This window comes from Vibrio sp. FE10 (assembly GCF_030297155.1).
Taxonomy (GTDB): domain Bacteria; phylum Pseudomonadota; class Gammaproteobacteria; order Enterobacterales; family Vibrionaceae; genus Vibrio; species Vibrio apostichopi.
In genome coordinates this window covers 1,192,640-1,205,425 of sequence record NZ_AP028068.1, presented here as the reverse complement: position 1 = coordinate 1,205,425, position 12,786 = coordinate 1,192,640, and the positions used below count along the sequence as shown (strand labels likewise).

General features: G+C 44.2%; 16 protein-coding genes. 9 read left to right on the top strand and 7 right to left on the bottom strand.

Annotation, left to right across the window (positions count from 1 at the left end; translation table 11 throughout):
- Window positions 1–125: 125 nt before the first annotated feature.
- Entirely contained in the window at window positions 126–404 is a 279-nt protein-coding gene (gene ppiC / locus QUF19_RS22385; RefSeq protein ID WP_241908096.1) for a peptidylprolyl isomerase PpiC, read from the bottom strand.
- Between the two features lie 211 nt (window positions 405–615).
- Here ppiC and QUF19_RS22380 point away from each other — a divergent pair, with 211 nt between their 5' ends.
- Entirely contained in the window at window positions 616–1,530 is a 915-nt protein-coding gene (locus tag QUF19_RS22380; protein ID WP_065111418.1) for a chemotaxis protein, read from the top strand.
- A gap of 84 nt (window positions 1,531–1,614) precedes the next feature.
- On the opposite strand, the gene QUF19_RS22375 is transcribed toward QUF19_RS22380, so the two are convergent.
- The 4 genes from QUF19_RS22375 to hutW all read right to left on the bottom strand — a co-directional run bounded on the left by QUF19_RS22375 (window position 1,615) and on the right by hutW (window position 4,931).
- Window positions 1,615–2,157: an ATP:cob(I)alamin adenosyltransferase gene (locus tag QUF19_RS22375; RefSeq protein ID WP_054541822.1), complete on the bottom strand. Its 543-nt coding sequence runs from the start codon at window positions 2,155–2,157 to the stop codon at window positions 1,615–1,617.
- A 112-nt stretch (window positions 2,158–2,269) separates the two neighbouring features.
- Window positions 2,270–2,800, bottom strand: coding sequence for a heme utilization protein HutZ (gene hutZ, locus QUF19_RS22370; RefSeq protein WP_004731858.1), 531 nt, complete (start codon window positions 2,798–2,800; stop codon window positions 2,270–2,272).
- Between the two features lie 141 nt (window positions 2,801–2,941).
- A complete protein-coding gene (gene hutX, locus QUF19_RS22365) occupies window positions 2,942–3,463 on the bottom strand; it encodes a heme utilization cystosolic carrier protein HutX (protein WP_286299463.1) in 522 nt (173 codons plus the stop codon).
- 58 nt (window positions 3,464–3,521) lie between these two features.
- The gene (gene hutW, locus QUF19_RS22360) at window positions 3,522–4,931 is read right to left on the bottom strand and encodes a heme anaerobic degradation radical SAM methyltransferase ChuW/HutW (protein WP_286299462.1); all 1,410 of its coding nucleotides are present in this window, start codon (window positions 4,929–4,931) and stop codon (window positions 3,522–3,524) included.
- A gap of 160 nt (window positions 4,932–5,091) precedes the next feature.
- Between hutW and QUF19_RS22355 the strand changes: the two genes are divergently transcribed.
- From QUF19_RS22355 to QUF19_RS22330, 6 genes are all read left to right on the top strand, one after another.
- The gene (locus QUF19_RS22355) at window positions 5,092–5,895 is read left to right on the top strand and encodes an energy transducer TonB (protein ID WP_286299459.1); all 804 of its coding nucleotides are present in this window, start codon (window positions 5,092–5,094) and stop codon (window positions 5,893–5,895) included.
- A 2-nt stretch (window positions 5,896–5,897) separates the two neighbouring features.
- Entirely contained in the window at window positions 5,898–6,599 is a 702-nt protein-coding gene (locus tag QUF19_RS22350) for a MotA/TolQ/ExbB proton channel family protein (RefSeq protein WP_286299455.1), read from the top strand.
- Window positions 6,596–7,009, top strand: a complete 414-nt coding sequence (locus QUF19_RS22345) for an ExbD/TolR family protein (protein WP_010431228.1) — start codon at window positions 6,596–6,598, stop codon at window positions 7,007–7,009. The genes QUF19_RS22350 and QUF19_RS22345 overlap by 4 nt, the downstream gene beginning before the upstream one ends.
- Before the next feature lie 148 nt (window positions 7,010–7,157).
- Complete coding sequence (locus tag QUF19_RS22340) at window positions 7,158–8,048, top strand: heme/hemin ABC transporter substrate-binding protein (protein WP_286299446.1); 891 nt, start codon at window positions 7,158–7,160, stop codon at window positions 8,046–8,048.
- 125 nt (window positions 8,049–8,173) lie between these two features.
- Complete coding sequence (locus QUF19_RS22335; protein WP_102295719.1) at window positions 8,174–9,211, top strand: FecCD family ABC transporter permease; 1,038 nt, start codon at window positions 8,174–8,176, stop codon at window positions 9,209–9,211.
- Window positions 9,211–9,993 (top strand): heme ABC transporter ATP-binding protein, encoded by a 783-nt coding sequence (locus tag QUF19_RS22330; RefSeq protein WP_286299433.1) that lies wholly within the window; start codon window positions 9,211–9,213, stop codon window positions 9,991–9,993. Before QUF19_RS22335 ends, QUF19_RS22330 begins: the two co-directional genes overlap by 1 nt.
- A 394-nt stretch (window positions 9,994–10,387) precedes the next feature.
- On the opposite strand, the gene QUF19_RS22325 is transcribed toward QUF19_RS22330, so the two are convergent.
- Window positions 10,388–10,849, bottom strand: a complete 462-nt coding sequence (locus QUF19_RS22325; protein WP_017105619.1) for a TetR/AcrR family transcriptional regulator — start codon at window positions 10,847–10,849, stop codon at window positions 10,388–10,390.
- A gap of 531 nt (window positions 10,850–11,380) precedes the next feature.
- On the opposite strand from QUF19_RS22325, the gene QUF19_RS22320 reads away from it, so the two are divergent.
- Window positions 11,381–11,680: a YfcZ/YiiS family protein gene (locus tag QUF19_RS22320; RefSeq protein ID WP_286299412.1), complete on the top strand. Its 300-nt coding sequence runs from the start codon at window positions 11,381–11,383 to the stop codon at window positions 11,678–11,680.
- Between the two features lie 36 nt (window positions 11,681–11,716).
- Here the strand turns inward: QUF19_RS22320 and QUF19_RS22315 are convergent, their stop codons facing one another.
- Entirely contained in the window at window positions 11,717–12,019 is a 303-nt protein-coding gene (locus QUF19_RS22315; protein ID WP_192891253.1) for a YnjH family protein, read from the bottom strand.
- A 101-nt stretch (window positions 12,020–12,120) separates the two neighbouring features.
- Here QUF19_RS22315 and QUF19_RS22310 point away from each other — a divergent pair, with 101 nt between their 5' ends.
- Complete coding sequence (locus tag QUF19_RS22310) at window positions 12,121–12,720, top strand: hypothetical protein (protein WP_102434326.1); 600 nt, start codon at window positions 12,121–12,123, stop codon at window positions 12,718–12,720.
- Window positions 12,721–12,786: the final 66 nt, after the last annotated feature.

The following is a 12,786-nucleotide window of genomic DNA, read 5'->3' as shown; positions in this document are numbered from 1 at the left end:
GTAGCGCCAATTATCGCATAACGTCTGGGATGAACACTCAGCCATTGTGCTTTTAAATGCGCCAAAAAGTCACAAAAAAGGAGCGTATATACGCTCCTTTTATTCAATCTAACACATATTTATGATTAAGTTCTGTAAAGAACCTTCACCACGTGCCAACCGAATTTTGTTTTTACAAGATGTGGTACAAGCGTCTCGCCAGAGAAACAAATCTTATCAAACTGAGGCACCATTTGGCCTTTCTTGAACTCGCCTAGATCGCCGCCCTTTTTACCAGATGGACAGGTTGAGTGTTTCTTCGCTAGCGTTTGAAATTTAGCGCCTTTTTTAAGCTGCGCCATGATGTCTTCTGCTAGTTCTTTATGCTTCACCAGAATATGAAGCGCTGCTGCTGTTCTTGCCATGATAATTCTCAGTTTGTTGCTGTCTGCTTGTCGACTTACCATCGACAGCGAGTATTTAGCGTGATTTTAACCCAAGAACCGTTATTCTTCACTCTATAACCGAAAACAACTGCCTTAAAGACCCTAAAAACCGCATAGTTACTTGCCGCCACTCTCGTTTCCCTTTAAATTGATCTTTATAAATTAGCGTGCAGTAAATCAGGAGCCACTTATGGCCAAACCGATAAGTAAAGCGAGTCAGTCTCAGGGAATGTTGATGTTCAAGTTATCCCTAACTCAAAGTTTTGCGATTGGCACGCTTAAGGTCAGAGAAATCGTTCCTTTCCAGCCGATGACCCAAATCCCCTACTCTCATCACCACGTCATTGGCACAGTCACCATCCGTGATCTCACCGTTCCTGTGATTGATATGTCTGCAGCGATTGGCTTTCGTCCTATCACACCCGCGGAATACCAAGATTGCGTGCTCATCGTGACCGATTGTTTAAGAACCGTTGTGGCATTCTTGGTTCGTTCAATTGATAAGATCATTGAGTGTGACTGGAAGAGCATTGAATCGCCACCCGCGAGCGTGGGTCGCAATGTATTTGTAACTGGTATTACTCGTTTTGAAGATCGTATCGTGCAAATGCTCGACGTGGAGTTATTGCTCTCTAAGATCTACCCTGCTTATGAGAACGCGCATATTCCAATGCTGACTGATGTCGAAAGGGAACGCCTCAAAGCGCTGAACATCTTATTGGTTGATGATTCTTTGATTGCGCGTAAACAACTATCTGATGCCTTAGACAGCATCAACATCCCTTACAGCATTTGTAATAACGGCTTAGATGCAATTGACCTGATGCGACGCCAAGCTAGCGTAGGCAATGCGATTGATCTTCTCGTGAGTGATATTGAGATGCCGGGACTGGATGGTTATGAACTAGCATTTGAAGTACAGAACGATAGCGCACTGAGTCATGCTTACTGTATTTTGCATACCTCACTATCGAGTGAGATCTGCGTTGACCGTGCTAATCAGGTCGGTGCCCATGAAGCGCTTGAGAAGTTCAATGCGGGCGAGTTAATCGAAGCCATGCTACGCGGTGCAAAAGTCTTAAACGAAGCCTCTACCGCTGCTTAGGCTCTATTTTAGAAGCTAAACCAGCATCATGCTTAATGGTTTAGCTTCTTAAGTATTAGATATGAATCAATGTAGAGCTCTGCCTTAAGATTTCTTTGGCATAGAATAGCTCTTACTCACAAATTCCACTTCCTCTACCTCATTAACATGATTGGTAAAAGACGCCAATGCATAGAGTGTGTTCGCCACTAAGTTAGCGTATTTAAAAAGAATCGGGTCGGGCGATTTCTTGCTCTCATGATGTTCAATACTCACCAATGCTCGCACGACTTTTTTGGCCTGACAGCGACACAAGTGAAGCTCGCTCGACACTCGATGCCCACCAGGTAAAACAAACCCTTTGAAACCACCTTCGAGCTGATCGCGAATGTGATGATAATCTTGCTTAAGCTCGACCAGTTCAGACTCGGTGATGGCTAATTTCCCACGTACAGAACCATTTAAATGATAGATGTTCGGCTGCAAGCGTTGCAGGATCTCGCGGACTTGAGGTTCTAACTCCAAAGACAACACCAACCCAACTCGACAACAAAGTTCGTCCGACAGAATCTCAAAATCACAGATAGGACTGTCTTCATAAATAAACGGGTAGCAGAACTCGTCCCAATCTCGACTTACTGGTTTCACGTACCGATCCTTACACATAAATATTAATCAGACGCCAATATACCAAACTCTTTGATTTAGACATAAAAAAGCCCTCACATTGGAGGGCTCTTAAGAAATAGGTTAAACGAGATTACTCGTTAGATACTTTTTTATGACCTTCTTGCAGGTGAACGAAATCCACCAGATCATCACCAGACACTTGGTATGCTTGACCAAAGCCTTTCACAAACAGACCGTTCTCTGCTTTAAGGTTGAATAGAGAGAAATCTTGAAGCTGGCTCAAACCATCGATGATTTCGCCAAAACGCTCTTGCATCTGGCCAATCACTTGAGTCCAAAGTTCCGTTTCACGCTCTACAACACTTGCTTGAGCATCAAACGTCAAACGCTTACGTGCGTAAAGCTGCTTAGAGCTCTCTTCGTCTTCAATCATCATCAAAGACACTTGAGGGTTTGCTTTCAAATTACGAGCATGACGAGCAATATCAGAAATTAGAACAAAGTAGCCTTCTTGGTTCTGAACGAAAGGGGCGTAACTTACGTTCGGGCGACCTTCTTCATCAACCGTTGCAAGTTGAAGGGTACGGCGCTCTTGGCGAAATTCTTTAATTTCTGGACCTAGGCGACCTTGTAGACGTTCTTGTTTTACTTGCTGTTCCATGGGTAATTCCTTTCTTCACTTTCTCTGATTTATTATTTTTGCTCGAGGTTGAGCGATCATTAGCGAGCTAAACGGTCCTCGATCATTCATGTCTTGTTTAAGCGAGTTAGCAACCTAATTTAAGCTTGCCGTTAATTATGCTTAAGCTTGTTCTTGTAGCGCTTTGAAGCGTTCAACTTGGTCGGCAATAAGCTCACGCTTTTCATTGCGGCCTAGGTAGATCTTAAAAATGTTCTCGCCCGTTTCACTGAAGAAACCGAAGTAATGACTTTCACGACCCATGAACGCCTTGCTCACCAAACCAACGTGTTTGATGTTGTCTAGTTTCAGATGGCCATGAAGTTCGCCTTCTTTGCCCATTAGGTTGTAGTAGCCACGCGCGACTTTACCTTTGGGGAACGGTGCTTTTACTTCAAAGATTGAACCGAATGAATGCATGATTGTGGTCACTGGGCCCCAACCAACCAAACCTTCTAGAATCTCTTGAGCACGGCTGCCATCTAACATCACCGCCATGTCGTTCGGAAAAGCAGCGACTACGTCAACCTCTGAAACGCCTAGCTTCTCAGCAATCGCAGTAGGAAGCAGTTTTGGTTCTTCTTCTAGAATGCGTGCGACACGTTGTTCTAGAGTTTCTGTCATTTCTAATGTTGTATCTGTCATTGAATATGTGTCCGTATAAACGAGTAATTTACGTAAGTTTTAAACTAAAAATTCGATATTAAGCGTGCTTCAAACTTGCATGCGGGTGAACGCCTGAACCTGATGCTTTCGGTGCAGGGTGCATCGCTTGATATTCAGCGTTAAGCACTTGAATCACACTCTGAGCGAGACTTACTGCCCAGAAGCTGCCAGCAATAGTCAGGCTCAGGTAATTCTCGGAAAGCTCAACCAAACCATTATTCTCCCAATGTGAGAACAGAGGCCTCAAGTAATCGAACGTGTCTTGCCCCATAAAGGTCGGCAACGTACTTCTTCTAACAACACCAGAGTCAAAGCCAGCCTTTAATGTCGAGAAGATTGGCTCTAGTGAGCTTTGCTTCGTCATCATGGCAATCGGTAACTGACCTTGCTTTATAGACTCCATGTAGCTGTCTAAAGTTCGATGTTGCATCACACCATGACCACCAATGTTGCCACCAGCACCACAACCAATCGGCAGAACTTCGGCATAAGTTTTCGCTAAGCTGTTGTAAATGCTGCGTTCTCGGTTATCACGAGTCCAGTGATTCACGCTCAGTTGCTTGACCTTATTTTTTGCCATGAACTCGACACCCGCCAAGTACATGCTCGCTTTATCTGGCGTATTCGCTGGTGGTGGAATTTTTCCTTTCTCAACGAGATTAAGCATAGGAGCATTACCCCCAACAATCAGTTGGTAGAGGTCAATACCGTGAGCACCAGTAGACATGTAATCTTCTAAGTCTTGTTGGAACACTTCCATAGACTGGTATGGCAATCCGTACAGCAAATCCAGAACGATGGGGGCTTGCTCGGTACGGCTTAAAGCACTGATACGTTCCAACACCACTTCACGGTCATCTAAGCGCTTAGCGCTGCGTCGAACCTGAGTGTTGAAACTTTGAATGCCAAATGAGAAGCGATTGAAACCACCTTCAAGCGCGCTATCAAACATTTGGTCGCCAAAGCGATTGATGCGCCCTTCCAAGGTCATTTCTACATCGTTTGCCAGTGGGAAATATTGGCGAATAGCCTTGCCTAACTGTTCGACTTGTTGAGGAGACAAGTCAGTAGGTGTTCCACCACCAATGTAGACGGCGTGAAATAATCCAGACTGAGCCCAAGGAGTTTTGGCTTTTTGCTTCAACTCAACCATCAATGCATCGAAATACTCATCGACTAATTTACGGCTCGCGGCGTTTTGGAAAAAGTTACAGAACGTGCAACGCACACGGCAGAAAGGAATATGGATATACAAGCAACGCTTATCCTGTTTCTTCCCTTCGCTTAACATCAGTTCATCAAAGAGCTCCAACTTCTTGCTCGGGTCGACCGGAATTGAACTTCCTCCGGCATGTGCAGAATGCTTTTTCGCAAACGCAAAACGAAGCGGATCTGGGCTAGAAACACCCAGAATTGATTCGTCAAATTTATAAATATCAAGACTCATATAATCTCTCTAAACACTTACATAGCAAAGTCTGGAAGACTATTCGCTAAAACTGAGAGAATCATAAATAGACGCAAATGATAATGCAATTGATAATTGATCTTATTTAGATTCTGAGCAATAATCCGGTACAGATTTTAGATTTGGTAAAGGATTGAAAGTGAACGTTCCTAGATATGTTATTGCAGGCGGTGCATCGTTAGTGATTCATGCGGCGCTATTGTTTGTCGCTCAAGAATCCAAAGTATTTGCGATGCCTGCAGGTAGCCAATCGAACACGGTCTCGATCAACTTCACGCCTAAGAACACGCCTTCCCCGGCTCAACAAAAAACCATCACAGAGCCGGTTGAACCAGAACCAATCAAAGAAACGGTCTCACAAGCTGAACCTAAACCTGTCGAACCTAAGGCAGTCGAACCAAAACAAGCCAAACCGACACCGAAGAAAAAAGCGATCACCAATAAGCCTCAGCCCAAGAAAGTAGAGAAAAAGGTTGTTGAAAAGAAGCCGATTCAAAAGAAACCAAAGACTGAGAAAAAGGTCGTTAAAAAAGAACGCCCAGAACCAAAGTCCAAACCAACGCCTCAACCAGAAAAGCTGGCCGACAAGAAAGTCGATAAGAATATGGACGAGTCTGCCAATCAACCTCAGGAAGTAAACCAAGGCGTATCAAACCAAGAGCCCGTATTAGTCACTAAGCCCTCTTTTTCTTCACGCCCCACACCACCAAATTACCCACGCCAAGCTAGACGTCGTGGCGTTGAAGGTGTCGCAACTTATGAGGTCTGGTTAGACGCTGAGGGCAAACAAATTAAACAAGCATTAGTAAATTCATCAGGCGCACTAATGCTCGACAACGCCGCTTTAGACGCCATTAAACAATGGAAATTCTCACCTCACACTGTCAATGGTCGAGCGATTGCTCACCGTGTACAAATACCTGTTCGTTTTAGGTTGGACTAATCATGCAACAAATCAGTTACTTACAAGATCAACTTGGCTTAATGACTTGGCCTCTTCTCATCTGTTCTGCACTAACAGCAATGATCATCGCTGAACGTGTCTTCCAAGTGATGTTAAGCATTGGTGTTGGCAAACGCGCCATTCGTCGCGAGCTCAACCAGATCTCACCAACCAATAGCAAAGAGATCGAAGCATTAGCACAATCTATTTCTGGTAAACGACCGCTACTGTACAAGGGCGTGTCGATGTTGCTTGCTCACCACTCTTTTTCGAAAGGGCTACGTGAAGATGCTGCCGGGATCTGGCTACAAGAAAAACGCCACCAGCTTCATGCTGGATTGAGACTGCTTGGTTTAATCGGCGTGATCAGCCCGCTCATTGGCCTGCTTGGTACGGTACTTGGACTTATCGAGATGTTCAAAGGGGTTGCGGCTACAACCGGCAGTATTACACCGAACGATCTAGCCGACGGATTAGGCTTGGCAATGAGAACCACAGCTGCAGGCTTGATGATTGCGCTTCCTGCGATCTCAGGCGCTCAAATACTTGGGCTATGGGCCGACCGAGTACTGGCTCAGTTAGAACATACTCTGAACTATGTGAATGTGTGGCTAGAAGGTATGTCGATTCAAACCAATCACTCTGACGAGACTAAAGGCTCATCAGTCAATAAAGTCGCTGTTGGTGATGTGAGTCAAGCATGATCAAAACGCCTCACTCATCTCAAACACAAAGTTTAGCGCCAGATTTAACACCGCTGCTCGACATCATTTTTATCGTGATGGTTTTCCTGCTGCTTACCGCTTCGGTGAAGTTGGAATCGTTAGAAGTAGAGCTCCCAAGCTCTGATATTAAGAACGTTTCTGAAGTTCATAAAGATTCGATTAGCGTCAATATTTTGGACCACGAACCTTACTGGGCGATTAACGGCAGAGAGTACATCGACTGGGAAAACTTCAAAATTGCATTACTCGAAGAGACAGGTTCAGCGGATAAAAAGCCGATCATCATTGGCGCAGATAAAGCAGCCAACGTTGAGAACCTAGTGAAGTTGCTGTCGTTCCTGCAAGAAAATGGAATACCTGCAACCCAATTGCTCACCGAAGATGGCTAAAACAATACTTAATTTTCATGAGGTTAAGCTCTAGTTACTAAAACCAAATAACCAGAGCTCAACCTCTCTATAGATTCGAACTCACAATGCGAACGGACTGCTCACTGAGAATCTTCGCGAAACAAATAGATAATATAAAGAAATTATTATGAAAGACTTAAACGTGTTCAACAAATTAAAGACCAACAAGCATTTAATCTCAATCGCTGCGATGAGCTTGGCTCTGACCGCGCCAACGGCAATGGCCAACGACGCTGAACAACCTCGAATCATAAGTGCAGGCAGTGCCGTTACTGAATTGGTCTTGGCATTAGGCGCTGAAGAACAGTTAGTGGCAATTGATGTGACCAGCCACTTCCCTCAATCAGAGAATCTGCCGAAGATTGGTTACCACAGAAACTTGTCTGCTGAAGGCTTGATTGCCTTAGAACCAACGACACTCATCGGCTCTGATGAGATGGGGCCAGACAACGCCATTTCTCAATTGAAGTCTGTGGGTATCGATGTCGAGATCGTGAACACCGAAGCGAACGTTGAAGGGTTGTTAAAGCGTATCGACCAAATCGCAAAGATCACCCATACCGAAGATCACTCACAGCAAGTTAAAGCCGAAGTTAATCAAAAGATTGAGGCACTAAAAGCGAATCAAGTACCAAGCAACGAAGCAAAGAAAGTTTTGTTCCTATTGCTGCATGAAGGTCGTCCTGCGAACGTTGCTGGCGGTGAAACATCGCCGAACGCGATCATTGAACTGGCTGGCGGTGTAAACCCTGCGGCTAAAAGCCTGACGTCTTACAAACCACTGTCGATGGAATCACTCGTTGAAATGCAGCCTGATGTCATATTGGTGAGCGGCCGTAGCTACCAGAAAATGGGCGGCGCTGATGCCATTCTTAAATCGTTACCTATGTTAGCGGCAACCCCAGCAGGCATGAACAAGCAAATCATTACCGTGAAAGGCAGCGCTTTAGTCGGAGGGCTTGGCCTGGAAAGCCTTTCAGAAGCGAAGCGATTAAACGCACTTATCTATCCGCTATAACTTATCTACCCGCTATAACTCAACTACCCTATTTTTACTGTTGCTTGCTCAACCCTCATCACCGCCTCGCTTTTCGCAGAGCTGGTGATGAGGATTGAAGCGGGTAATAGACATTGAGGCCCTTTATGTTGCTACGATCCGTCCCACTGAAAACATCGATGTTAGGTCTAGGCGCTACCCTAGTCTTCGTCGCGCTGTACTCGATCACTGTTGGGCCAATGAACATTAGCTTGGCTGACAGCGCAGCCAGCCTACTCCAACCAAATAATGACTTAGCACCTCACATCAACTTGGTGATTCAAGAGATTCGCTTACCCCGAACGATATTGTGCATGCTAATCGGCGCGATTCTCGCTTTGTGTGGTGCGGTCATGCAGGGCTTATTTCGAAACCCACTTGCCGAGCCAGGAATCATCGGCGTGTCTGCCGGAGCCTCATTGGGTGCCGCATTAGCCATCGTGCTTTTCTCTGAGCTTTCACTGCAATACCCCGCTTTCATGAACTTTGCAGCTGTACCTATATTTGCCTTTTTAGGCGGAGCCTTAACCACGCTACTGGTTTATAAGCTAGGTACGGGAAAATTCGGTACTTCAGTCACTATCATGTTGTTAGCAGGTGTGGCGATCAGCGCACTATCAGGCGCAGGTATTGGCTTCTTGAACTTCATTGCTGATGACCAAATGCTGCGTGATCTTTCGTTGTGGTCAATGGGTTCATTAGCGGGCGCGAAATGGTCAGGTATTTTGCTTGCGGCAGTCACTCTCGGCGCACTATTTATCGTTTTCTACCGTCAAGCAATGTCACTGAATGCCTTGTTACTTGGCGAATCAGAAGCGCAGCATCTTGGTATCCCAGTACAGAAGCTAAAGCGTAGATTGATTCTACTGACTGCTGCTGGCGTTGGCGTCACGGTTAGCCTATCTGGCATGATCGGCTTCATCGGCCTTGTTATCCCTCATTTGGGTCGCATGTTAGCTGGCCCAGATCACCGTATTCTCTTGCCCCTATCAGCAGTGTTAGGTGCATTACTATTAACCGCTGCAGACATGTTTTCACGCGTGGTACTTGCACCTGCAGAACTACCAGTAGGTATTGTCACTGCAATCATCGGCGCTCCATTCTTCTTGTATCTACTATTTCAACAGAAAGGGAGAATCCTTTAATGTTTCCTTCAGCGTTAAAAGCGACCGACATCGAAGTGAAGTTCGGTAGTAAAGTGATATTAGATGGTGTTTCTATTGAGATTGAAGCAGGAAAGGTAACCACACTGCTTGGGCCAAATGGAGCAGGGAAAAGCACGCTGCTTAAAGCGTTATGCCAAGAGATTTCGAGCAAGGGTGATATCCAATACTTTGGACACACTAAAGACAAATGGCCTTCTCAAAAGCTGGCAAAGCACTTGGCCATGCTACCTCAGCACAGCACTTTAACCTTCCCGTTTTTGGCACATGAAGTTGTCGAGCTTGGTGGTATTCCTCTGCAAGAGTCCAACAAGAATCTCACCAACATCGCGAGTCAAAAAATGGATGTTGCTGATGTGACACACTTAAGTGAAAGGCTCTACCCTTCGCTATCTGGCGGTGAAAAACAGCGTGTTCACTTGGCGCGAGTACTAACGCAGCTTCATTACTCTGGTGACCAATGTATCTTGATGCTCGATGAACCAACGTCAGCACTGGATCTCGCCCACCAGCACAACACCTTGAAAATCGCGAGAGAGTTAGCCGACAACCACAATGCAGCCGTTATCGTGGTATTGCATGACTTAAACCTAGCCGCTCAATTCTCCGACCGATTGGTGGTACTAAAAGACGGTAACTTGGTTTGCGATGGTAGCCCTTGGGAAGCACTCAAGCCTGAGATGATTGAGGATGTCTATGGTTACAGAAGCATCGTAGAAAAACACCCAACCATGAGCTTCCCTCAGGTTCATCCCGCACAATAAGTCCGATTAAAGACCGACTCATTTTGAGTATTCGTTCTTAATAACAATAACGTCATTCTAAGCCTCGATTTATTCGAGGCTTTTTATTGGCTCATAGCCTCCCTCTCGCCTTAAACTCAATTTTCCCACCAACCATAGCAATGAGCCCAAAAACATCTCACTCCGAGCGTTTGAGGCTCTAGAAATGAACATTATCAGTTAGTGTGACTTAACTTTTAGCTATGAGATGGAAATGTGAGACGTGAACGTAAGCATTTAAAAAGAAAGGAAATAAGTACCTTCAGAACGAAAGTAAGATGGCGACAGCGATGTGAGAACGAGATAAAAAGAGTAGGAGAAGGAAACGACAGGCACAAAAAAAGCTCCCTCAGGAGCTTCTTTCATTGTGTGTTGATTATTGGCTCATACGAATCAATGATTTACCAATCAACCACTCTAGTTCTTTACCGCTAGTATCACCAAACTGAGTTTCAGTCAGTTTGTATAGACGATCAATACCATTTGCTGCGAACTCATGTGCGCTTTCAGCAGTAACGATATGATGGAAAAGTAAACGTAAGATTGCTAGGAATTCAGCGTCTTCAAGTGCTGTAACCCAGCTAGCAGAGAATGCATCAAGACCGTTTTCGAAATCAATGTGTTCCATGAACATCTTAAAAATTCGACCGTCTAGAGCTGCTGTGAAGTCTGTTTTCTTCGGAAAGTGGTGGCTTATACCTGTACGAGAAACGCCCGTTTGCTGACTCAACGTCGTGTATGACATCTTGTCGTAACCCAGTCTTAATAGCTGGTCTACAACGGCATCCATGATTTTCTGGATAGTGATTTCTGTATCTTCTTTACTACGCTTTGGCATATTCAGGCTCTTCTCTTTGTAAATCCATCTAACTCAGTCAAATGAAGTAAGAATGCAAATCGTTATCAGCATTATGTGAGCAAGGTGTTTTATCGCAAGTATTTATAACTACATTCACACAAATACTATGTACGAATAATTCTACAGTGACGCCTCTCTGGACGCTTCGTCTAATTACTCTTCGAATAACCACCTTACGATCCTAAGTCGGTAATTTTAAATAACTACTTAGAATATGAAATACCCAACGAAAAATTCATTGTATAAATACCTATCAAGCGATAGATAGTCTTATAAAATCATTCCTGACGCAACTAAGTGAATGATATTCTGACAAATTAATAACATTAATCTTCAGAAAAACATGATCAAGATCACATAGATATTTCGCGCCGCGAAAGTTCGTATTAATTTTATCTCTATACAAACAACATAGCATACCAGTGTAAATTAGTTCAAAGATTTTAATTTTTGTAGATACAGATCAAATTGCTCGTTAGAATAACCTCAGACTTTGTAAGAGGATTATTTATGAGCCAAGATGTTAATAACAATGATGTATGTGAGGCTTGCGGTTGCGCAGGTGAAATCGGCTTCATCATCAAAGAAGGCGATGAGGTTGCTGAGGTAACGGTTTACGGTAATTCTAAAGCCCTTATTGAAGCTGAGTTTGCTAAGTACGTTGAGCTAGCGAAGCAAGTGTCTGGTGACGTCGAGTTTGAAGCGTCAGAGATGACAGAAGAGAGCACTGAATTACATGCTCGCTTTAAATTTGAAGTAAGTGCTGAGAAGATTATTTTCGAACTTAAGACTCGCTCTCTAGCGCGTTAATTTAAGCACTAATATTCATATTACTAAAAGACGAGTTTATTTCTCGTCTTTTTTTATAATTTCAATCCACCCCAGAGCACCATTGGTCTCAAAATCATTTTCGGCAGCACATCGAATCAACACACCAGAAACTTCTACGACGGCACCTAGGCTATATGCCTTATCATCATAATAACAAACTCGTTGCTGTGAACCACTCTGAGTGACGACAACTGCAGCCTTAGCAGGCGTAGATATTATTTTATTAGCATTCGCTGATACTGAACAAAACACAGAAGTTAAAATCACAAAACCTTTTAGAATTTGACGCTTTATTTCAATCACAGATTCACCTTTCATTGTGCGCTATTCCTTTTTACCTACCAACAAATGAGTAAAACACTATGCGAGAATAATTTTTTCATTATAGTGTTAAGGTCTATCGTAATAAGAAGCTTGTTATGCTCCGAATAATTGCACTTATTATTGGTTCTTTAACCATAACAAATGTGACCGCAGAACCACTCGATCAGTATCAAATATTGAACCATCTCGATAATTACGGAAACTTATATTTACGAAATAAGCCTTACACGTCGCTTCCGACGGGTTTAGTGGTCGATGGCAACCTCAATATAGAAAATACCGCGATAACACGCCTACCCAAAGGGTTAGAAGTAAATGGCAGCCTTAAAGGCGGTAACAGCCAACTCGCCCGTGTTCCTTCGGGAGTGAAGATTAAAGGCTATGTCGACTTGATTGGCAGCCAAATCACCAGTTGGCCGAGAGGCGTCAGGGTCGGTGGCTTTATTAACCTTACCGATACGCCATTACAAAGATTACCCAACGGTTTGCGAGTGAAAGGCGACCTTAGCGTGATTCGCACTCCTTTGACGGAACTCCCGAATGGAATAGTCATTGATGGAGACTTATATATAGGCGGTTCTGCGATTACTGCATTCCCCGATACGATGACAGTGAAAGGAAACATCTACCTAGGTGGTAACACGATTACCACTTGGCCAACCAACTTAGATCTCGGTGGCGCGGTTGCTCGCTGATACAAAAAAGGAGCCTAAGGCTCCTTTTTCAATTCAATCTCTTGTTGGTTAGCGACTATGCCCACC